The organism is uncultured Bacteroides sp. (genome assembly GCF_937912035.1).
In the GTDB taxonomy this organism is placed as follows: Bacteria; Bacteroidota; Bacteroidia; order Bacteroidales; family Bacteroidaceae; genus Phocaeicola.
In genome coordinates, this window is record NZ_CALDPF010000035.1 from 147,522 (window position 1) to 170,734 (window position 23,213).

A 23,213-nucleotide genomic window follows, 5' to 3' on the forward strand; every position below is an offset into this window, starting at 1 on the left:
TAATTAAGCCCTAAAAAAGTGACTTTTGCAGCCCATTTGCAGCCCAATTTGCCATTTTCAAAAATGGGCTGCAAAAACTTATATAATCAACTATAGTACAATGAGATATACTCCATTTTACAATCATTTTAATATGGAAAAACATTGTACAATGGTTTACTTTTCATTGAGAGAAAGTAAGCAAAACAAGAAAGGTTTATCACCTATTGAAGTTTCTATCTCCACAAACGGAAAAAGAATCTATTTCAGCACAGGTAAATATGCACGCTCTACAGACTGGAATAGAGAAAAACAGTTAGTAAAAGGTAAGAGTGAAGAAGCTCAATTAGTAAACAGCTATCTTACACAGCTAAGAAACAAAATATACCAGAAAGAAATTGAGCTACTTCAAATGGGTTACCTAATTACAGCAGAGCTACTAAAAGAAGCTGTTGCAGACAAAGTAGAAGCATTGAACGAAAAAAGTCTGTTTGAAGTCTTTGAAGAACATAACAGAGAACAGGAAAAACAGGTTGGTAATGGAGTTTCTAAAGCTACCTATTGGATTTCTATCTATACAGTAAGATTACTCAAAGAATTTGTTCAGCAGAAATACAAAAGAGAGGACTTATACCTACGTGAATTAAATCTGAACTTTATCCAATCTTTTCATACGTTCCTAAGAATAGACAAAGGAATGGCACAAAATTCATCTACCAAACACATAAAGTTACTCAAAAAGATAATTAACCTTGCAGTAGCTAATTCCTATATGACTACCAATCCGTTCATTACTTATAAGGTAGAACGTGAGCCTGTAGAAATAGATTTCTTGGATGAAGAAGAACTAAGAAAGATTATCAACTTTGACACTCCCCTACCCAGACTGGAGAGAGCAAAAGATATGTTTCTCTTTGGGTGCTTCACTGGATTGAGTTACATTGACATCAAAACCTTAGCACCAGAACATTTTGAAAAGGATAATGCTGGTAGAATTTGGATTAAGAAACGCAGAGTAAAAACTGGAGTTCTTTCACGCATTCCACTACTTCCTATCGCCAAACTGATATTGGATAAGTACAAAGGTGGAGAGAAATTACTTCCTATCCAAGACCCAGCAGATATAAACAAATACCTAAAGGATATAGCCATTTTGTGTGACATCAAGAAACGAATCACATTTCATACAAGCCGCCACACATTCGCTAGTACTGTTACTTTAGCTAATAATATTTCACTGGAAGTCGTTTCTAAGATGCTTGGTCACACCAATACCAGAATGACCAATCATTATGCCAAACTGATAGATAAGTGCATAGGTGAACAAATGGATAAGCTCATGGACACATTTACAGAAGATTCCAACTACTAAACCTTACAAACTAAGATTATCCCACTTGCTGTATTTGTGAGTGGGATTTTCTTTTTATTTTTGCTCCAAATATAATTTATGAAATCATGCTTGAAGTTACATTTGACATTCCAACGATAAAAAAGTTATATCCAGAGCTAAATAGATGTTTTGGTTTTACTTACGATGATATATCCAAAGAGCTGACTAAAGTCTATACCAAAAAAGTCTTTAATCTGACACCAGAAGAAAAAGAACTTGCCAACCAATGTAAATCAGAAAATGGTTTGGGAGTAGATGCAATAAAGTTTGCATTGGCTACCAATGAGAATATAGTACTAACAGTTCAAAAAAAATTTAATCCTGCAGCAATCATGGAATCGTATGTTACGGAACTTCATAATGAAAATTTGGTTTCATGTGCATTAATATTCATGGCAGCACTTTTATACAGGAATATAATAACGGAAATTCCAATATCAGAAGGAGAATATGAGGTTATGCAATACCAACAATATATACATGAAGTCAGACCAGATATGTTAAAGCTTTATATTGCACTCAATCAGCCCAAGCAAAAAAACGGGAAAAACCTTATTACCGATATAAAAATTGCAGTAGGGGGTAATTCCCCAATACTTATCAATAACAAAGATTGCTGGTTTGAAAATCATCTGAATGAATACTTACACCAATACTTAGGGGTAAGCAATTTGGAGGAAGCTCATAAGGAATTGGATATTATCTACGGAAATAAGAAAGTAGGCAATAAAATGATTGACCCCAATCAATCACTCTATATATGGGGAACATATCAGTTACTGCAAAACACCCATTTAAAATCCACCAAAGAAAGAGTTCCAACAAGACCACAAGCCAATTTAATTGAATCATATCTGAGAGCTATTGAATTGATAGATGCCGATGATGTTACAACAGATGCCAACAATATAAGAAGTAGATTAAATTCATTCCTTAAAAAATATGATACGGTAGAAGCCCTGTTAGATTACAAAACATTCAAATCATCACCTTATAATATAGGTGGAACAAAACTCTGGTAATTAATATTCTCCATATTTAAAGGCAGTTCTTACAACGGTAAAGAATTGCCTTTTTCTTTGCTATCTTTTTTACCAATTTCCCATATTCTAATTTTCTACTTTTGCATCGCTTTAAAAAAGAAGTGATGATAATTCTAAAAGTAAAAGGTTGGTAAAAAACTCACTAAAACACACAGATATTCTTTACCAACCGACCATATTAGAACATCATATCTTTGCAAAGTAATCAGTAACGATAAGGCGCCAAGTTACAGATTACATGAATTAATAACATTTTAAATAATTAGATTATGGAAATAAAAATTTTAAAACAAACAGTTGCTGAAAACCAGATTTTAGTTAATAATACTATTGATACAGTATTTGTAACCAGATTCATAAACGGTATGCTAAGAATCCCAACAGAAATCCGTTTACGATTCAAGACACTCAACAATATACCTGCCATTACAGTTACATTAACTTACAGAGATAAAAAAGGTAGATTGATAAAAGAAGAACTTACAACCATTGCAAACGGTGAACTTATCAATGCAGTCATTTCAGCAATGGGCAGTAACTTGAAACCAATCCAAGCATTCCAAACTGAAGGTAACAATACAGTAGAGGATACCACGACAAATTTTGAACTGGAAATGTTTGAAAAATTCATGGAATCTTCATATCACTTAAAGATTGAAGATGATTTCATTAGTTCAAACGGTGACAGATTTCTCCATGCTGTTTTCTCTATCGGATTCCATTATGATATACATTTCTACCTTAAAAGGGATAAACACATTGAAGAACTATTGAACAAAGCTCTTACTGCATAATCGAATCCAATTTTGGAGGGAGGGTAAAACCTCTCTCCTATTATAAACCATAATAACATGAACATTATACTCCCACCAGCATACAATAATGAATCAGCACATCATCAAGTAAAACAACTGATGAAACAAAAGAAAAATCTGTCAATCCGAGTTGATGATACTCCTTGTGCTTGGATAAGCAACTCAGGCATGACAAGGTTAAAATACATGCTAAATACAGCATCTTGGAACTGGGTTATAAATTATCTGGAAACTGGAAGTTCCGATGATTTCAGAGTTTTTCCATTACAAAAGGAATCATTACCCGATTTCCAGACTACAGTCCTTAAAGAATTGGTTGACAAGAGACATAAAATCTACAGAATTCCTTTTCTAAGAGAAACCCAACCATATATAAACCTTATAGCAGTTTTCAAATTCGGGAAAATCTATTTTAGAATCAAATTGACAGACCCTATTGTAGAATATCTAAACTCTAACAATATATGAACCACTACATTATCAGTAAAGGACAGAAGCTATCCGATATAATGCCACAAATAGAATCAAACATTAATCTTGCCAAGAAATTTCCTGGCATTGGAGCTACCTATCTGGAAATCCATTCTCCCAGACCTTCTATACTGATAGAGCCTAATGTTCCTGTCATTCAAGGCAAATGTGCAAATTCAGACAAGGACTTTAAAGTGTTCGGAGTTTACGAGGGTGTTTCAGTAGAAAAAATAACCAACTACTTACAAGAGCCAAACAAATACCACAAACTGATGACTACACCAGAAAGTTTTCCTAAAATCAAACAGGCTGCCAACAATGCAGGAATAGACCTCTATTCGCATTTCTTTTGCTTAATGGATGAATCTCACCTGTTGGTAAAAGACGTAGATTATAGAGATAACATAGTTCTACCTATGAATGATTTTTTCCTTTTCAAACAGAAAGCTCTGGTTTCGGCAACACCAATTGCATTCTCAGACCCTCGTTTCAATGCACAAGGTTTCAGAACTGTCACAATTGATGCTGACTATGACTACAAACAGGATATTACAATAATTCATACCAATAATACACTGCAAAGCATTCGAGATTATCTGGAACAACATAATGATTCTCCAATATGTTTCTTTATTAATCTTGTTGACTACAGCCATTCATTAATAAAAAAGTTGGGAATCCAGAACGAATCATCCATATTCTGTGCGCCTAAAAGTGTACAGAAGCTAAAGAACGAACTTGGATTCAATAATGCTTATGATGAATGGGAAACGGACAGAATGAGAAAGTTCAATTTCTTCACAAGCAGGTTTTATAATGCCTTTGACTTGGAAGTTGATTATACCCCACATGTTGTAATGCTTACTGATATAAAGGCATCACCATATACCATACTTGATATTAATACGGATTGTGTACAGATTGCAGGTCGTTTCCGTAACGGTTTGTCAACACTTACACATATCTACACAACAGACAATAATCTACCAATAATGACTACAGAAGAAATCAGAATACACCAGTTAGCACAGGAACATGCATACAATACAATCAGAACATTATATAACAGTGCAGCATCCGAAACAGAAAGGAATGCTTTTGGAGAAGCCATGCGTTCACTTCCATTCAACAGAATGCTATACCCAAATGGAAAGAAAAACTATTTTGCTATTGATAATGATACCAATGACAAGTTGGTAACAAGCAGTTATCATGACAGCGACAGAATCATATCCCTTTACTATGACTGTTACATGTTCCGCCCCTCCTGTACAGGATATATCTATCAATTTAAAGACTTTAATCAACTATTACTTCAAGGCTCTAAAATGACAGTCAAAGAAAAGCGCAAGAAAATGGTAGCTATACTTTCCGAACTGAAAGAACCGCTATCTGAATTTGATTTGGACTTTATCAATGAAATGAGAAAAGTTGATTTCTTATTAATAGAAGCATACGAACTTTTAGGTTTGGATTCAATCATAGAAATGAATTATTCACAAAAAAGCATGAACGAAGCTATTATTCTAAAACGGATACAGGGCAATACAACTGTCAAACTGATAAAGAACAGTTTCAAGACTGATTACAAATACAAATGCTCACAGATAGTTTCTGAACTGACTAGAATCTTTGAAATGTTGAATATTCATCCTCATAAAAGCATTCGTGGGGAAACTATTAATCATTACTTCGATACAGTCCCATGCAGAATCGGGAAAAAACGGGAACGAGGATATTACCTTAGAACAGAGCTATTATAATTACAGGTAGGACAAAAACAAATAAAGTTCTTCTTTTTATACCCCATTACACTTTTGTCCTACCATTACAGAATCATCTGCAACACCGTTAAACCTATCTTTTATAAGTAGTGAACCCAAGATTAGTTCCCCACATATAAAGTAACTATCTTTATACAACCTCAAACAGATAATCCCACTAACAAGATTACCCATTTACAAGTCATTCAATATTTCTAAAATGCAGGAATTTACTTATGAACAAATCAGAGAAAAAGCATTAAGACAAGGAGTAAAAGATAACAGAGTTCATATAGGATTATGGGCTAATATTAATAACTATCTAAAGACAAGGAGAAAGAAAAATGGAAAAGTTACTACTTATTATATCTCATTGTAGAAACTGGCTTACTGAAAAGATAAGATTTAAAGTACAGAGATTGATTTTGTCTAATTTATTGGGTGTGCTTATTCCCTTTTTACCGTGTGCTTAATCACCCCCTCTCTACATTCCTACTACTACACTCCTATTAGACCATGCAATCCTCTCACGAGCATTGCAAAGGTAATCTGGATATTTGGAATTAAAAAAAACGATGATATGTGGATTTACAACAAGCATATATATGGCAAGCTAAGCGAACTAAGGAAAATCAACAGATTAAGTTCTTCTAAAATGAGATTTCTATTAAAGACCAACCAAATCATTCTTATTAACCATATTGAGCGATTGCCTTATGACGAAACTACCATTCAAAGAATATACCGTAATGAATAATACACTTATTCAGAAACTTGGTTGTGCAGATGTTTACAGAACCTATGTGTTACTATTAATAGCAGATAAAAGTACACTGACAACTGATACTACAATAGACCAGCTTGCATCATTTGTTGGGGAATCAAAATCCAACTACAAAGGTAACAGGAAAACCAAATCATTCAATGACAAGTTAAGAGATACAGGAGAAGTTACCATACAAGAAAAGAACAGTGGCAGAAAGGACAGAACTTGGACTGATTATATCTTTTTTCCAGTTACTTATGGAAATTACAGAAGAATCAGCAGGGAGTTTTACGATTCATATAATGATACATTAGATTTGAAACATAGAGGATTCATTCTTAAACTGTTCAGTGCAGCAGAACCACACAGTTATACCATTACTTTACCCATGAGAAAACTGGAAAAACTAATTCACATGGGGCATGATACTATTAATAAATATATAGACCAGCTAATAGAACTGGACTTATTAGATAAAGTTGGTGATTCAACCATATTAAAAGCCAAAGGTCTGATTATAGACCAGCCAAAAGATAAATATGTGGAAGATGTTAAAGCCCGTTTTGAGCACATGATAGCTTATAATGAAAGCAGAGGAAATCCAATTTCAAAGGAGTGCATGATTTATAAGAAGTGTAAAGAAAAACAATTTGAAGGAATCCAAAACATGCACGCTTTTATGAAATCATTAGAAAGTGGATTAGTTGGCACGAAGCTGGATATAAAAGACGATGAAGAACTTCAAGATATTATTTTATAAATCAAACTCAAATCCTGTTTCTATATCTAAAGAGTTATATACGAGATACCATACCACTATTTTATCCCCCTCATGGGCAATTAAGGAAAAAAGAATGCTTTAAAAACTTTCTCTGATAACTGACTGAAAAAGAATGCTTATTAATAAGAGAACTGGCACGATGCACTATTACCATAGTTAATGGAATAATTTACTAAACTCCTCACTTCATATAAAGTCTTTTTAGGGAAAAGCACAAGAATAGCCTAAGATGCAAACGAAGAAATTCATTTGTGTTTTAGGCTCGTTCTTATTTAATCAATTCAATCAATAATCATTTAATTCAATTACATTATGAGAAATTTAGTTATTATGCCAGCTATGGCACAGAACCGTGAGAGAATGAATTTGGGTGAATATGCAGAAGAAGCTACCATTATCATGGATGAGCCAATAAAGCCAACAAATCATTTTATCGAAGCCAACACACAGGAAGTAACATTGAATCATTTAAAGAATGATTGCATTACTCCAGTGTTCTCTAAAGACAATGAGCTTACAATCAATCATGCTCAGTTTATTGAAACAATACAGGATGCAGCACAATCTTTCTTTTGTGGTGAAAAGGTTGAACAAGCCACAATCAGAACAAGCCACATTATTAAGGGAAGAATCCCAGAAGCTATCCATAAACCTGCCAATCAGCTTTTGGAATCTGACAAGACTATCTACTATGAAAGATGTGCTTTCAGTATTGATGTTCCAACCATTTATGAAACAGTAGGAGAAAATAAATTAAATCTTTCTATCGTAGGTGTGAGAGCTTACAACCAGATGAATCTATATTCAAAGAAAGTTCCAGAGTTGTTCCGTCTTGCAATTGGATTCAAAAACCAAGTCTGCTGTAACATGTGCATATTTACAGACGGTTACAAGGATGATTTGAGAGTAAATGACACTACAGAGCTATATCGTGCAGCACTGGAACTTTTCAGTAACTACAATCCAGCCAAGCATATTTATCTTATGCAGCAATTAGGTAACACTTCTATGAGTGAACACCAGTTTGCAACAATATTGGGTAAGGCAAGGCTTTATCAATGCTTACCAACAGGCTACCAGAAAGCACTACCAAGAATGTTGCTTACTGATACACAGATAAACAGTGTAGCTAAAGCATACATTAATGATGAAAACTTTGGCAGCTTTGGGAATGAGCTTAATATGTGGAAATTCTATAATTTATTAACTGGAGCTAATAAGTCAAGCTATATTGATTCATTCTTAGACCGTTCTCTTAATGCTACAGAAATGGCTTTAGGAATAAATTCAGCTTTACATGGTGATGAGAAATATAAATGGTTCATTGATTAAATGAGCTTTATTGATTGAGAGAAAAGGGCATTCTTAATGAGTGTCCTTTTCTTAAATATCAAATAATTAACTATTTATATTTGTAAGTACGCAAATAAGTACATATCTTTGCATTATAACAAAGGAGGATTTATGAGAACAGCTAATTACACAGATTTAAGAGCCAACTTGAAAAGCTACATTGATGCAGTAATTGATGATTATGACACTGTAGTTGTCAATCGTGGTAATGGCAAAGGAGTAGTAATGATTTCTTTGGATGAATACAATTCTCTAAAAGAAACAGAATACATCATGTCGTCACCAGATACAATGGAAGCAATACATAAAGGCGAAGAGGATATTAAGAACGGAAATTCCATATCCCAGAATGAAGGTGAAAGCATAGAGGATTTCTTAAAACGTGTAGCATGTACAGAGTAACATTATCAGAACAGGCGAGGAAAGAATATCTATACTTTACCCAAAGCGGAAACAAAGCAATATTGAATAAAATCAAAAACTTATTGGAAGATATTGCCGCACATCCCTACACAGGAATAGGAAAGCCAGAACCGCTTAAATATGAACTTGCTGGAAAATGGTCAAGAAGAATCAATGCAGAGCATAGAATCGTTTACTCTGTACATGATGATACAATAGAGGTTTATATATTCTCTATGAGATACCATTACACCAAGAAATAAGTAACATATTATTAATATTGAAGAAAGGACAGCTATTAAGTTAGTTGTCCTTTTTTATTTCTACTAACCCAATTAAACATTACAATTATGAACATAGATTATAAAGTAGGAGAAGTGAAATTATCATATAAGCCTAAAAATATCAGTAAATATAAAGTAACCTGTTCAGAGGATGCATATAAATATCTACTTTCTACATATAAGAAAGGAACTATATGCTACAAGGAATATTTCAAAGTCTTGTTTCTTAATCAAGCCAACCAAGTTTTAGGATATAATCTTATATCTGGAGGAGGAATAACAGAAACTACAGCAGATGTAAGACTGATTTTTCAAGCTGCATTACTTACTAATTCCGTAGCTTTAATTCTGGCACATAATCATCCAAGTGGAAACTTAAAGCCAAGACCAGAGGATATAAGACTTACTAAACAAGTAAGGGATGCAGCCCAGCTTATGAGAATAAAAGTCTTAGACCATATCATCCTTACTGATGCAGAATACTACAGTTTTGCAGATGAAGGAATGCTGTAACATATAAACTCTAAACTACAGGTAGGACAAATCAGGAATAAGGTTTGCTTTATAACCCCCAATCAAAGTTTGTCCTACCTAAATTTTAAACTCCAGATATACCTAAAGTCTGATTATTTATGTATGGCATTTCAATCTTATACTAACAGGTTAATCTCATATTTTAAGTAAAAAACTCTTAATCAGAACAAGGTAATTATATCTTCTTAAGATAGTCAAACTATTTCTTTTTATCAGAGTCTAAATACATCTCTAAATGTCTATCTGATAAAAATATATTATATTTGTTTTTGAAATAATACATAACAAAAAACTTTAAGAATAATATGGCTCAGTTTTTTACTTGCCCAGTCCTAGAAAATATAAAAAATAAAGAACAAGTCTGGGCAACCCCTTTTGATAGTGACATATTTTATGCAGAATTAAATTTTGTCTTTAACAGGATTACAAGGTGGGGACGCAATACCAATTTACTTGGTTACCCTTATTTTCCAAGTAAATTAAATGAAAGTTTGTTTACTGGAAGTAATTCAAGATATAAACTAAATCCTTTAAATCCAATTAGATATACAGATGTCTTTTTTAGCTATAATCAAAAGAGCTTTTTTATTAATCGCAGATATATCACAAATAACGAACCAGAATTCAATTTAACTTTTGAGAAGACTGAAAAACTACTTCTTTCAAAAGGATATGATATATTATCTGACACATTCTGTAGCGGTGGAAAATATGCTAAAAAAACTCTAATGGTTATATCATTAATAAATTCAATTACAGGTCATGAATGGTATTTATTACCTGCAATTTTAACCCAAAAACGTAGAGTTTCTATTGAACAACGAGAAGGATATTATTTCAAAACTGCAAGTGGAATTATAAACAGAGCTTTAAATGAATTTATAAGAAGAAAAATTAATCCTACCCAAAAAGAAATTATAGATTTTCTTATAGAATTAATTGACAACAAAGAAATCTATATTTCAGAAGAACATCTAATAGCACAAATTTACGATAGAGTCCGTTATTACAGTAACTATGAAGAAAGATATAAATCTACATGGGGAAGTTCTGATAAAAATGTTATTCTATGTAAAGCTGATTTTATAAAAGATACAGATGTTAAAACTATTCTTTCCTGCATCTAATCATAAAATATTTAAAACAAAGGAACAGCATTTGAGTCTAAAAACTCTTATGCTGTTTTTTATTAGTAACATATGCAGACTGAATACCATTATTAATAAGAAAAAGCATATATTATAATTTACTTTCCTTTCAAAATATCAAAACCTTTCGCTAAATTTGCAACAATTTCAGTGAGTTATAGTGTTAACAAGCTGAAAGGACATAATTAACGACAAGGTGTTATTGAAATTATCTTCTACATTCAAACTTCGCAACTTTGAAAACTAGCATGAAGATGGTAGCAATAGCACCCACATTTGATATATACCTACCTTATGTTTGTAAGGTTTATATATACCGTTTGGTGTGGGGCTATTGTTTTATTCATGCTAGAGGTAATGCGAAGACCAGAATGTAGAATAAAGCAATATAGTGTCCCCGCACCTTTTTATTTTAACAGCTTATCTATGGGGACTGGTAAGCATAAATATTATGATTATGACAAAAATGTACTATGATGGAAAAGGTCCTCAATTATCTGAGTTTTTTATTTTCTTTATAGTTATAGTAATAATTGGAATAGTTGCATGGCTATTCTCTTAACAAAAAATACTATGAATATATTTGCCAGACTATTCAGTTTCAAAATTCATTCAAGTAATGATGAGGCATATAATGTTGTTAAAAGCATGGCTAAAGCTAAGCAGCTATATAAAGAGCTTATAAAGCAAACTCATCCAGACAAGCATCCCAACAATAAAGATGTAGCAGAGGAACTAACTGCAATGATTAATGACAACAGGTTCAATTATAGAGAATTATTAAAGATTAAGGATGTGGTAAATGATAAATTAACATAATATGAATATTATCGATTTCTTTAAAAACTTACTAAATTCTTTAGTAGGTACTTCATTAGAACGAATGAAGTTGATAAATACCATGAATCAGAATTTTAAAGATAGTTACTGTTGCGGTGAATTAGATAGATTCTGCAAAGTATCTGTAACTATTGGAGATGTAAATTATGCACATGAAATGAGTGCATTCTTTTTAAGAAGTGGATTTAGAATATCCATAGAGAACGATAGCAATTTGAAAGATTCTGAAATTAGAGAAATTTCTCAATATATACTATCAAACAAACCTTTTATTAGACAGTTAATGACTTTAGGATTTGATACTCTTTTAGTAGGAGGTAAACACTCAAAAAAAGAGATTCAATACTGTCTAAAAAGCTACACACAATTAGGTGATTTCTCATTAGAATAATTTATGATGTGTGAAGTTATAGATATTTACTCAATACATATTAGTAGATTATTCAATAGTCTGCACAATATAGAACTCATTCAAGGGGTAATTGAACAGAATTTCTCTATAAGTAGAAAAGAAATTAGTAAATGGTATTTTTCAAATAAAGCAATAGAGGAAACAAGAACAATACAACATGAGCATAAAATGATTCTTTCTAATGGAAGAATAACGCAATGTGACACTATATCTTATTATGGGAATAATTTATCTACATTATTAGTTAGAGAATTTGACTCTAATCATGTGCACATTAAAGAATACAGACAACAAGTAGAGTTTAGGGGTTCCACAACGGAAGATGTTTCTCCTTATATAGAACCAGAAGGAAGTAAAGGACAATTAGCTGAAAAAACTATAATTTCAAATTGGGAGGATGATAAGGGCATAAAGAAACAAACTATTATCAAATATAATCATTTAGAACATATAGTCTTATGCGATGCTTGGTGGAATGGTAAGAGAATAAAAAAAGAGTTTGAATACCAATATGACAATCTAAATAATTGGGTAGAATGTAAAGAATATCATGATGGAAAATTTGTTTATCTGCATATACGCCAATACAAATATAAGTAACTACAAACAAATCAATTTTATATCTACAAGAAACAAAATAAAATTAGATAACTATTTTACAATATTTTCATAATAAATATAAAAGCTTATAGTAAAAAAAATCTTATTTTTGTGGATAAAAGATTTGATAACAAATAAATTAATCTTATTAGATATGAAAGAATTAATAAGTAAATTGTTAGGTGAAAAATTATCTTCAATTATAGGGAAAAACATAGATAGAGCTATTGAAAATATAGAATTTGTAATGAACAATAATATTCTTGAATATTTATCTGAAGAATACAACCGTAACATTCAAATAAAAACTTTATTACACAGAGCTTACCCTGTAAATCTTTTCGATATATACCAACCCCTTTTTATTGTGCCAAGCCAATATTGGAGAAGAAATACATCTAAAAGTAAAATATCAACTGCTTCTATTCAAGAGCTTTTCAAAGAGCATCAATATATAACCTTAAAAGGTACGGCTGGAAGTGGAAAAAGTACAATAGTAAAATATTTATTTGTAAACGCAATACAAACAAAATTTAAAATACCAATAAAAATAGAGTTAAGGTATTTAAACGACTATAAAGGAAATATTATCAGTTTTATTCAAGATAAAATTTTCAAATTTCAAGGATTAACCAATAGTGATAATATCACAGAAAAGTTAATGCAATCTGGAGATTTCATTTTCTTTTTAGATGGATATGACGAAATAATTTCTACTAAAAAGCAACAAATAACCAAGGATATAGATGATCTTGTCAAACGGTACAACAGGAATAACTATATGCTAACATCTAGACCTTTTACTGATATTGAAATGTTACCACTTTTCTACAATTATGATGTTTGCGACCTATCAGATGATGATATAGATGAATTTATTATTAAACAAATTCCAAAACGAGATGAGGAATTATGTAAGAAAATAATTGAAGCTGTCCATAATCAAGAAAACAAAGATTATAAAACTTTTCTCAGTAATCCTTTGCTGCTTTCTATGTTTATATTAACATTTCAATCATACTCAAATATACCACAAAAAAGAAGTGACTTTTATAACCAAGTCTTTGAAACATTATTTTCTTTGCATGATAGCATCTCTAAAATGGCTTTTGTTAGAGAAAAACAAAGTGGTTTATCAAAAGAAAATATCATCGAAATATTAAGATTATTTTCATTTTTATCATATTTTGATGAAAAATTTACTTTTTCCTTACAATATATTGAAGATAAGTTACAACTAATAAAGAGCAAGAAAAAAATTTCTTTTGAGAATCAAAAATTGATGCAGGATTTTCAAGTTGCTATTGGAATTATAACACAAGAAGGAACAGAATATACTTACCCGCATCGTTCTTTACAAGAATATTTTGCAGCTAGTTATATAGCATCATTATCAGAATATAATAAAGAAAAAATCTACAAAAAAATTTATAAGACATTTATAAAAGAAACAAAATGGAAAAACAGAGAATATGATAATTTCTATTTATTATTATCTGAATTAGATAAAAGATCCATAATAAATTATACTATCATACCATTTCTTTCTGATGCTATTGATAATATAAAAAAAATAGATAGCATGAATTATAAAGAGGTTATAGATTTATTCACTATCTTACGAAATACATACACATCTATTAATAACATCTTATTAGATAAAATGATTTTTATACATGAAGATATTAAATACAATAAATACTTTAGAAAAAGATTTGAAGAAGAACGTAAACAGATTCAAGAGCCACTCCAAAAAACTGAAGGTGAGATTGATAAAACAAGAGAACTTGTTAGAAAAGAATTAGCCACAAAATACATAATTCCTTTTCTAAATCAATATATCAACAATATTCAAGATACTTTATATCGATTAAAACAAGAAATCAATAACGATGAAGCTACTGACGCTGATTTTATCGACCTTGCATAAAACAATTATACAGATAATTAATTTAATATTTTTAAACATTAATTACTGCGAATATCATAATTCAGAATATGAAGTGTTTGATGTAGTCCCCAACAATGTACTTTATGGCATTGACGGTGATTTATACTTTATCGACACTCAAATCAGAATACGGTCTTAATTCAAATATGGATTTCTCTTAAAGCTGGATTGCATATGGAATTTGACCATAATGCAGCCCATTTTTATAATTAGTTCTTTTATTTATTAACTCGGAGTTTATCTATTGTCACTATAAATCTGATTTATAGACAATTAAAAAGGTTGCATGGATGCAAGGTCGCTGCTTCTTACGGTATGACAGATATTATGGGTCGTATGCACTCAGATGCTCATTTCGCTGGTTCTTCATCAGTTCCTGCTCACGTAGAAATGATGGGATTCTTGGGTATCGGTAACAACCCTATGGTAGGATGTACAGTTGCATGTGCAGTTGACGTTGCTACTGCTTTGAATAAGTATTCTATACTTAATCAAATATATAAACTCCTGTAGTCTAAATGATTGCAGGAGTTTTTTTTGTTTATAACGCATATGAACGGATGAGGATAATGAATTACTTCTCTGTTTATTTTATAGTGCCAAATGGTCACTGAACTGAATACATATTTTATTATAAATCTTTCTCCCTGCACCTGTTGAAGAAATAATCCAACATAAATCGGGCATTCTTCCTTACCAACTCTTTACCATGTTCCGGCCCTTTAGTGCTATTCAAGGCTGCATCCTTTAGATATCCTCTATCAAGAAGTTTGCAAGCCAGTTCATACGGTATCAATTGTCTGTTTGTCAAGAAATTGAATGCATTCTTTTGAGCCTTTTCCTTATTGTAATATGGATTATCAGGAGAAGCGATACATTCACAATAGTTACGCACAACAGATAGTCCTTGTTTAGGTGTAACACATAACATCAATACGTCATTTCCAGTATCAGGAACTTTCAGTCCTTGAGCTATTTTATATTTCATCCTATTGGAAATGAAATCGTTCATCTCTTCTTTTCCTTTCATGAATACAAAATGTTTTCCTTTAGTTGCCGCAATGAAGTCATCGTATGCCACCTTTTTGTTAACATTCGAGAATTCCTTCTTAATGTTATCAAGGTCCGGAATATCTTTAATGCTATAGATATTCATAGCTCCATTGTGTTGCCAATACTTTCCAAACTTGAACAGAGTTGATGTAACTACCGTATCACCTGGAATTAATTTTGGAGCATTAAGCTCAATAGAATCTTTTGTTACTTTATAAATATCCTCCTTGTCTGAAACTTCCTTTAACACATAATAATCATCAGTATCGTCCGTCACCAGATATAATGCTTCCATCCTGCTGTCCACGTACATATATGGTGCATCAACTGGATTCATAGCCTGTTCCTCAAAAAGAAGTTTCAGATATTCAGGAGCTGTAATGAAAAGAAGAGGTGTTCTGCCCGACAATACGGTGTTTATCCTAAAGGAATATATCATCAAATCTATCTTACGGTCATCAAGTTCCTTACGCTTCTCAAATTCATCCAACTGATCGGACAGAGTTTCCAAATAACATTCATAACATCCCATGTTGATATACGAATGGAAATAGAACCACTCTACCTTACTTCTGTATTCCATAAAATCATCCTCTGTCAAATAAGAGAAATCGAAGAAATCCTGAAGTCTTTCATTTACAGGAGCTGTCTCAAACTCCTCGTCAAAGATATCGTATATTACATTTGCCAATACCATAATACCGGTGTTTTCCGGATTATAGATTTTCTCCCCAATTTTATCTCTCTGAAAGCAATGCCACAGAATGAAGCGTACATCTTCCACGTTTATCTCGTCGGGATAATAATCTTCGCCCGGTTCATAAAAAGGCAAACGGCTGCCATACCGTTTTTCGCACTGCGAAGTGAACACCTGCCAGACACCGGTCTGAGAGATAATATCTTCAAACCATCCGACAAGAAATATCGCCGTGTCTTCGTAAAGCTCGTCTTCCGGCTCTATCTCCCCCTTCATTATGTCATAATCATATAGCACTTCAATTATTCTATTTACCAATTTACAGTAATAATTGTCTGTCGCATCGGTTTTAGTATATGGATGCATAGACACCCATTCCTTAGGATAAATTCTTCTCATCTTAGATTAATTTCACTTTAAATCAAACTACATACAATGCACACACTTCTGTTGCCCCTGTTCCTTAACAGGCAATAATTTTGCATTATGCAATATTACGAAATCAAGTTCAAGCCCTCAGCTGCCTCCCAGTGAACACTCACTGAACGACGACCGAACTTATGTCAGACAGACGATATTAATCTTCATTAAGTTCCTCAAAGAAACCTTCTACACCGCCTTCAATCTGCTTACCCAAATCCTCAATCTGTTTTGAAAAATCTTTCAAGGCGTTCTTGGTCATTTTTGCATAAATCCTGCCTTTCAGCTTTCCTATCTCCTTCAATTCGTCATCGGTAAACTCATATTTCGACATTTCCTCTTCAATCTTCTCATACTCAGCTGCTATCTTTTCCCAATCTTCATCCGTAAATTCATCATACCTGTCTTCCACTTGTTCTACCAATGAAGACAGATGTTCAATCGGCGACTTTGAGGTCTCACATGAAGAGAGACACAACGAAAAAGCACTTGCTGCAAGAAATACATTAAATTTGTTCATAGTTTTCGTTATATTTAGTTCTTAATATACATTGGCATATTCACGGTTCCTACATTCTTCAGGACTCCGTCTTTCACAAGTTCCTTCAGAGTTCGCAACGCTTTAGACTTGTTGAAACCTGTCAGCTTTTCAAAATCAACACGACGCATGAACTGATTATCGGCAAAATATTTGTCAATCTTTGCCATTATTTCCGATTGTTCCATATTACTGGAGTGACGCGAATCATCGGTGTCGTGTTCAAACTGAACTGTCCTAAGCATTTCAAGCAATTCCTTCTCGGGAGCAAACTTGATGCCTTTAACTCTTATATCATTTGAAGATACATATTTAGGGTCTACATCCGGTTCGCATTTAAGACTGAGACTGAAATGACCAAGACCTTCCAAATGAACGGAATACCCCTCTTTAAAGGCATCATACAATTCGTTTCTTAAAGCTGTCAGCACACCCCATACGTCCGATTCTGTAAGAGTACATTTCTTGTTTATGCTTTGGCTGATGTTCCTTGTATTTATTACTCCCCGCGTAATCACTTTGGCATGTAGACCCGAAGATGTAACATCTTCACTATCGGGATTATTATACAAATCAAATTTTATAGGCATACTTATATTATTTTTAATGTTTATCGATTCCCAATTAAAAACTCTTAGATAAAGATCGCGTGACACGGACGTGTGACGCGTGTAACACGAGCGTGTAACGATCGTAACACGAACGTGCAACGCGTGTAACACGTCCGTGTCACGGTAAATGTGGCAAGAAGTTTCGATATAAAAAAGTATTCGCAAAAGAAATATGTTTTGTCATATAACAATTAACAATTAATAACAAGAGGTAGAGGATTTTTTCATTACCTTTGTTTTTAAGTACAATTTATAATTATTTATATGCAAAACAGTGACAGCATCATCATAATTCCTACTTACAACGAGAAGGAAAACATTGAGAATATAATCCGTGCCGTATTCGGACTGGAAAAGTTTTTCCATATTCTGATTATCGAAGACAACTCGCCGGACGGAACAGCAGACATAGTGAAAAGACTGCAGAAAGAATTTCCGGAAAGGCTTTTCATGATTGAGAGAAAAGGTAAACTGGGACTAGGAACCGCATACATCACAGGATTCAAATGGGCTATAGAGAAGAAGTACGACTATATTTTCGAAATGGATGCCGACTTCAGCCATAACCCAAATGATTTGCCAAGACTCTATAAGGCTTGTCACGAGGACGGCGGAGATGTATCTATCGGTTCAAGATACATCAGCGGAGTAAACGTGGTGAACTGGCCTATGGGCAGAGTATTGATGTCTTACTTTGCATCCAAATATGTAAGATTTATCACCGGAATACCTGTTCATGACACTACCGCCGGATTCAAGTGCTACAGACGTGAAGTACTTGAAACCATAGATCTGGATAAAATCCGGTTCAAGGGATATGCATTCCAGATTGAAATGAAGTTCACTGCCTACAAATGCGGATTCAAAATTATAGAAGTGCCAGTGATATTCATCAACCGTGAGCTCGGAACATCGAAGATGAACAGCAGCATATTCGGCGAGGCTGTATTCGGAGTTATCAAACTGAAACTGGACAGTTGGTTCAAGAAATATCCTAAGAGAAAAGGTTGTTAGTTTTTAGTTATTAGTTTTTAGGAAATGAAAAGAATTTGGATAAAGAATGCTGTCATCGTGAACGAAGGCAGACAGTTTAAAGGCTCGGTTGTTACTGAGGATGAAACAATATACAGAATTATCGAAGGCGATGCTGCGCCTGAATGTGATGTAAACGAGACCATTGATGCAGAAGGTTGCTTCCTGCTTCCTGGAGTGATAGACGACCACGTGCATTTCCGCGACCCTGGACTTACTCACAAGGCTGATATGGCTACAGAAACCGCTGCAGCTGCTGCCGGAGGTGTGACTTCGTTCATGGATATGCCTAACTGCAATCCGCAGACCACTACCATAGAGGCTCTGGAAAACAAGTTTGCTGATGCTGCTACAAAGTGCGTGGTGAACTATTCTTTCTATTTCGGGGCAACGAACAATAATGCCGACCAGCTTAAAAATCTAGACAAGACTCACGTATGCGGTGTGAAGTTGTTCATGGGTGCAAGTACAGGCAACATGCTTGTGGACCGCATGGAAGCTTTGAAGAAAATTTTCTCCGAAGCGGGAATGCTGATTGCCACTCACTGTGAGGACCAGACCGTGATTAGCCGCAACACTGCCGAGGTGAAAGAAAAGTATGGCGAAGATGCAGACATTTCTCTTCATCCGATAATCCGCAGCGAGGAGGCTTGCTATAACTCATCATCTCTTGCCGTTAAACTGGCAAAGGAGACAGGAGCGCGTCTTCATATCCTTCATGTAAGTACTGCCAAGGAGCTGGAACTGTTCGAAGATAAACCCCTGTCAGAAAAGAAAATCACTTCCGAGGCTTGCGTTTCGCATCTTATGTTCTGCGATGAAGATTACAAGACTCTTGGCGGACGCATAAAGTGTAATCCTAGCATCAAGACACGTACAGACCGTGACGCTCTGAGAAAAGCACTAAGCAGTAATCTGATTGATGTGATAGGCACCGACCACGCCCCTCACCTACTCTCTGAAAAACAGGGCGGTGCACTGAAGGCTGTATCTGGTATGCCTAGCCTGCAATTCTCATTGGTAAGTATATATGAGCTTGTCAAGGAAGGTGTGTTGTCAGTGGAACAGCTTGTACAGAAAATGTGTCATGCTCCTGCCGAGCTGTATCAGATTAAAGACAGAGGATATATCCGCGAAGGATATAAAGCAGACCTGGTGATACTGAATCCTAATCATGAATGGACTGTCACTACCGACTGCATAAAGAGCCGCTGCGGATGGAGCCCAATGGAGGGAAGAAACTTCCATGCCAAGGTTGAGAAAACTCTGGTAAACGGAACTGTGGTTTACGAAAATGATACCGTAAATACTGCCCACAGAGGTCAGGCACTGGTATTCGACAGATGATTTGTTAGTTTTTAACTATTAATTTTTAATTATTAATTCCCCAAATGCGTACAGACATCACCGTAAAAGAATACGACATACACGAACTGGCTGACTACATAAACTGGATTTACTTTTTCCATGCATGGGGATTTCAACCCAAATATTCGTCGATAGCCGATATTCATGGTTGTGACGGCTGCCGTGCAATGTGGCTTGTATCTTTCAAGGAAGATGAAAGGCCAAAGGCTTCTGAGGCTATGCAACTGCACAAAGAGGCACAGAGAATGCTCAACAGCCTGGACGGACGCTTCAAGGTTTATGCCATGTATCGCCTGATGGACGCAAATTCGGACGGCGACAATCTGATAATGGAAGAAACAAGATTCCCACTGTTAAGGCAACAATCTAGAGTTAAGGACTCTGATCCTTTTCTATGTCTGAGCGACTTCGTCAGGCCTGCCTCATCCGGAATTACAGATACAGTGGGATGTTTTGCCACTACTATCGATCCAAAGATGGAAGAAGAGTTTGAAGGTGACGACTATAAGATGATGTTATGCAAGACTTTAGCTGAGAGACTGGCAGAAGCGGCAGCAGAAAAGATTCATGAAACAATCAGAAAATCTGTCTGGGGATATGCTCCTGACGAAAATCTGAGCATAAAAGACCTGTTGGACGAAAAGTATTGCGGAATACGTCCTGCCGTAGGCTATCCCTCACTTCCTGACATCTCGGTGAACTTTCTGCTTGATGATTTGTTGGATATGAAGCGTATAGGAATAACTCTGACTGAAAACGGAATGATGCATCCTCATGCTTCGGTGAGTGGACTGATGTTCGCGCATCCTCAATCAAGATACTTCAGTGTCGGAAAAATAGACGAAGCGCAGCTTGCCGACTATGCTGAGAGACGTGGCAAGACTGCCGATGAGATGAGAAAGTATCTGAGAGCGAATGTTGGCTAATCAGTTGTTAGTTATTAGCTGTTAGCTGTTAATTATTAATTTTTAATTATTAATCCTTAATGATCTTACTTAGAGTTGCAATATTTTTTCTGCTGATGCTGTTGCTGCCGGACTGGTACATACACCGTATATATATCAGGCGCAAGAAAAGTGAGCTTTACAGTAGGCTTCTTTGGTGGCCCACTATTGTTATGCTCGTGATGCTGGCTATCTTCATAGCCTTACACGACAGTCTGCACGACTATTTCGGCATATATCTTATCGTAACCTTATGCTTCTGCATTCCTAAACTGACCTTTGTCTTATTCAGCCTTATACTAAGGGGGATAAATAAAGTTTCTGGATTGAAAATACCTCATGCGGCAATATCTACACTGCCAGCTCTGGCTATGCTGGGATATATTCTTTTCGGAGCAATAAAGGGAAAAGAGATTTTCAAGGTAAGGGAAGTGACATTCACATCGGCAAATCTGCCTGAAGAATTCGACGGTTACAGGATTATGCAACTCTCGGACATACATTCCGGAAGCTGGAAAGGAAATCCGGAAGCTTTGAAAAGAGCTATAGATATATGCAACAATCAGAATGCGGATCTGGCATTGTTCACCGGCGATCTGGTAAACAGCCGTGCCGACGAACTACTGGAATTCTCAGAAATATTCTCCGGGCTAAAGGCGAAGGACGGTGTTTACTCCGTATTGGGCAACCACGACTATGGAACATACGTAAAATGGGATTCAGAAGCCGACAGGATTGCGAATATAGATTCTCTCATTTCCCGTGAAAACAGTATGGGGTGGAGAATGCTGAACAATAGTCATACCATTGTCAGAAGGGGCAATGACTCTATAGCTGTAATAGGAGTAGAAAACAGCGGACGTCCGCCTTTTCCTGACTATGCACGTCTGAAGGATGCCTCAGCAAGTACAGAAGGCATGTTCCAGATACTGATGAGCCACGACCCCACCCACTGGCGCAGGGAGGTTCTGCCCGAATCGGATATTGAACTCACACTGTCAGGGCATACGCACGATATGCAGATTACATTCTTCGGACTGTCTGTATCATCGTTCATTTATCCTGAACACAACGGCATGTATATGGAAGGAGAAAGAGGGCTTTACGTAAACATAGGACTAGGACACGTATTGTTCCCGATGCGCCTTGGAGCATGGCCGGAAATAACAGTAATCACACTAAAGAAAAAATAACAGAAATTCAAAAACTCATAAATATGAAATTATTGTACATTATCTATCAGATTTGCATTGGATTGCCGATATTCCTAGTAACAACCATTCTTACGGCACTGACGACAATGATTGGATGCCATCTTGGCAACGGACACTTCTGGGGATATTATCCCGGAAAGCTCTGGTCACAAATAACATGTTACACTTTACTTCTACCTATAAAAGTAAAAGGACGTGAGAATATAGACCAGAAACAATCATACGTGTTTGTAGCAAACCATCAGGGTTCGTTCGACATTTTCCTGATCTACGGTTTTCTGGGAAGAAACTTCAAATGGATGATGAAGAAAAGTCTGAGAAAAATACCGTTCGTGGGTAAGGCATGCGAATCGGCAGGATTTATCTTCGTTGACAAATCGGGTCCAAGAAAGATACACGAAACCATAGAACAGGCATTCCATGTGCTGAAAGACGGAACTTCACTGGTAGTTTTCCCTGAAGGAGCAAGAACATTCACCGGACATATGGGAATCTTCAAAAAAGGTGCCTTTCAGTTGGCAGACGAACTCCAGCTTCCTGTAGTTCCACTTACTATAGACGGTTCGTTTAATATACTTCCGCGTACCGGCAAGCTGTTGTCATGGCATCCTATGAAGCTTACTATCCACAAGCCTATTTTCCCGAAATGCAAAGGTCCTGAAAACATCAAGGAGCTTATGGAAGAATCGTATAAGGTAATAGAAAGTGCGCTACCAGACGAATATAAAGGAAAAGTTGATAATCCAGACCAATAAATCTGTAATACAAAAAACAGCTCCGGCATATTGGAATTAGTTTCCT

23 protein-coding genes and 1 pseudogene are annotated in these 23,213 nt (G+C 34.9%); 21 read left to right on the forward strand and 3 right to left on the reverse strand.

What is annotated here, in order from left to right:
- The first annotated feature begins 133 nt into the window (after nucleotides 1-133).
- From Q0486_RS09890 to Q0486_RS09965, 16 genes and pseudogenes are all read left to right on the forward strand, one after another.
- Nucleotides 134-1,351 carry a site-specific integrase gene (locus Q0486_RS09890; RefSeq protein WP_299232502.1) on the forward strand — a complete coding sequence of 406 codons (1,218 nt, stop codon included), beginning with the start codon at nucleotides 134-136 and terminating at the stop codon, nucleotides 1,349-1,351.
- 86 nt (nucleotides 1,352-1,437) lie between these two features.
- On the forward strand, nucleotides 1,438-2,394 hold the full coding sequence (locus tag Q0486_RS09895; RefSeq protein ID WP_299232504.1) for a hypothetical protein: 957 nt from the start codon (nucleotides 1,438-1,440) through the stop codon (nucleotides 2,392-2,394).
- Nucleotides 2,395-2,684: 290 nt separating this feature from the next.
- Nucleotides 2,685-3,209: a hypothetical protein gene (locus Q0486_RS09900; protein WP_299232506.1), complete on the forward strand. Its 525-nt coding sequence runs from the start codon at nucleotides 2,685-2,687 to the stop codon at nucleotides 3,207-3,209.
- Nucleotides 3,210-3,266: 57 nt separating this feature from the next.
- Nucleotides 3,267-3,698, forward strand: coding sequence for a hypothetical protein (locus Q0486_RS09905; protein ID WP_299232508.1), 432 nt, complete (start codon nucleotides 3,267-3,269; stop codon nucleotides 3,696-3,698).
- Nucleotides 3,695-5,464, forward strand: a complete 1,770-nt coding sequence (locus tag Q0486_RS09910; protein ID WP_299232510.1) for a hypothetical protein — start codon at nucleotides 3,695-3,697, stop codon at nucleotides 5,462-5,464. Before Q0486_RS09905 ends, Q0486_RS09910 begins: the two co-directional genes overlap by 4 nt.
- 749 nt (nucleotides 5,465-6,213) lie before the next feature.
- Complete coding sequence (locus tag Q0486_RS09915) at nucleotides 6,214-6,990, forward strand: hypothetical protein (RefSeq protein ID WP_299232512.1); 777 nt, start codon at nucleotides 6,214-6,216, stop codon at nucleotides 6,988-6,990.
- 333 nt (nucleotides 6,991-7,323) lie between these two features.
- Nucleotides 7,324-8,343, forward strand: a complete 1,020-nt coding sequence (locus Q0486_RS09920; RefSeq protein ID WP_299232514.1) for a DUF3871 family protein — start codon at nucleotides 7,324-7,326, stop codon at nucleotides 8,341-8,343.
- 132 nt (nucleotides 8,344-8,475) lie between these two features.
- Nucleotides 8,476-8,766 (forward strand): type II toxin-antitoxin system prevent-host-death family antitoxin, encoded by a 291-nt coding sequence (locus Q0486_RS09925; protein WP_118485072.1) that lies wholly within the window; start codon nucleotides 8,476-8,478, stop codon nucleotides 8,764-8,766.
- Nucleotides 8,754-9,029, forward strand: a complete 276-nt coding sequence (locus Q0486_RS09930; protein ID WP_299232516.1) for a Txe/YoeB family addiction module toxin — start codon at nucleotides 8,754-8,756, stop codon at nucleotides 9,027-9,029. The genes Q0486_RS09925 and Q0486_RS09930 overlap by 13 nt, the downstream gene beginning before the upstream one ends.
- An 87-nt stretch (nucleotides 9,030-9,116) precedes the next feature.
- A complete protein-coding gene (locus Q0486_RS09935) occupies nucleotides 9,117-9,563 on the forward strand; it encodes a JAB domain-containing protein (protein ID WP_299232518.1) in 447 nt (148 codons plus the stop codon).
- A gap of 326 nt (nucleotides 9,564-9,889) precedes the next feature.
- Nucleotides 9,890-10,711 carry a hypothetical protein gene (locus tag Q0486_RS09940; protein ID WP_299232519.1) on the forward strand — a complete coding sequence of 274 codons (822 nt, stop codon included), beginning with the start codon at nucleotides 9,890-9,892 and terminating at the stop codon, nucleotides 10,709-10,711.
- 594 nt (nucleotides 10,712-11,305) lie between these two features.
- The gene (locus Q0486_RS09945; RefSeq protein ID WP_299232521.1) at nucleotides 11,306-11,551 is read left to right on the forward strand and encodes a hypothetical protein; all 246 of its coding nucleotides are present in this window, start codon (nucleotides 11,306-11,308) and stop codon (nucleotides 11,549-11,551) included.
- 1 nt (nucleotide 11,552) lies between these two features.
- Nucleotides 11,553-11,963, forward strand: coding sequence for a hypothetical protein (locus Q0486_RS09950; protein WP_299232523.1), 411 nt, complete (start codon nucleotides 11,553-11,555; stop codon nucleotides 11,961-11,963).
- Between the two features lie 3 nt (nucleotides 11,964-11,966).
- Nucleotides 11,967-12,584 (forward strand): hypothetical protein, encoded by a 618-nt coding sequence (locus Q0486_RS09955; RefSeq protein ID WP_299232525.1) that lies wholly within the window; start codon nucleotides 11,967-11,969, stop codon nucleotides 12,582-12,584.
- A 154-nt stretch (nucleotides 12,585-12,738) separates the two neighbouring features.
- Nucleotides 12,739-14,514: an NACHT domain-containing protein gene (locus Q0486_RS09960; RefSeq protein WP_299232527.1), complete on the forward strand. Its 1,776-nt coding sequence runs from the start codon at nucleotides 12,739-12,741 to the stop codon at nucleotides 14,512-14,514.
- 324 nt (nucleotides 14,515-14,838) lie between these two features.
- Nucleotides 14,839-15,048: pseudogene (locus Q0486_RS09965) on the forward strand (GGGtGRT protein); the annotation flags it as partial.
- 118 nt (nucleotides 15,049-15,166) lie between these two features.
- On the opposite strand, the gene Q0486_RS09970 reads toward Q0486_RS09965, so the two are convergent.
- From Q0486_RS09970 to Q0486_RS09980, 3 genes are all read right to left on the reverse strand, one after another.
- A complete protein-coding gene (locus Q0486_RS09970; protein ID WP_299232529.1) occupies nucleotides 15,167-16,684 on the reverse strand; it encodes a DUF3843 family protein in 1,518 nt (505 codons plus the stop codon).
- Nucleotides 16,685-16,862: 178 nt separating this feature from the next.
- Nucleotides 16,863-17,225, reverse strand: a complete 363-nt coding sequence (locus tag Q0486_RS09975; protein ID WP_299232531.1) for a hypothetical protein — start codon at nucleotides 17,223-17,225, stop codon at nucleotides 16,863-16,865.
- 14 nt (nucleotides 17,226-17,239) lie between these two features.
- Nucleotides 17,240-17,833, reverse strand: coding sequence for a hypothetical protein (locus Q0486_RS09980; RefSeq protein WP_299232533.1), 594 nt, complete (start codon nucleotides 17,831-17,833; stop codon nucleotides 17,240-17,242).
- A gap of 285 nt (nucleotides 17,834-18,118) precedes the next feature.
- Here Q0486_RS09980 and Q0486_RS09985 point away from each other — a divergent pair, with 285 nt between their 5' ends.
- From Q0486_RS09985 to Q0486_RS10005, 5 genes are read left to right on the forward strand one after another with little or no spacing between them, the layout of a single operon-like run.
- On the forward strand, nucleotides 18,119-18,868 hold the full coding sequence (locus Q0486_RS09985; protein ID WP_299232535.1) for a polyprenol monophosphomannose synthase: 750 nt from the start codon (nucleotides 18,119-18,121) through the stop codon (nucleotides 18,866-18,868).
- A 24-nt stretch (nucleotides 18,869-18,892) separates the two neighbouring features.
- Entirely contained in the window at nucleotides 18,893-20,233 is a 1,341-nt protein-coding gene (locus Q0486_RS09990) for a dihydroorotase (RefSeq protein WP_299232537.1), read from the forward strand.
- 44 nt (nucleotides 20,234-20,277) lie between these two features.
- Nucleotides 20,278-21,180: a vitamin B12 dependent-methionine synthase activation domain-containing protein gene (locus tag Q0486_RS09995; protein WP_299232539.1), complete on the forward strand. Its 903-nt coding sequence runs from the start codon at nucleotides 20,278-20,280 to the stop codon at nucleotides 21,178-21,180.
- 59 nt (nucleotides 21,181-21,239) lie between these two features.
- Nucleotides 21,240-22,391, forward strand: coding sequence for a metallophosphoesterase (locus Q0486_RS10000; protein WP_299232541.1), 1,152 nt, complete (start codon nucleotides 21,240-21,242; stop codon nucleotides 22,389-22,391).
- A 23-nt stretch (nucleotides 22,392-22,414) separates the two neighbouring features.
- On the forward strand, nucleotides 22,415-23,167 hold the full coding sequence (locus tag Q0486_RS10005; RefSeq protein WP_299232543.1) for a lysophospholipid acyltransferase family protein: 753 nt from the start codon (nucleotides 22,415-22,417) through the stop codon (nucleotides 23,165-23,167).
- Nucleotides 23,168-23,213 lie beyond the last annotated feature (46 nt).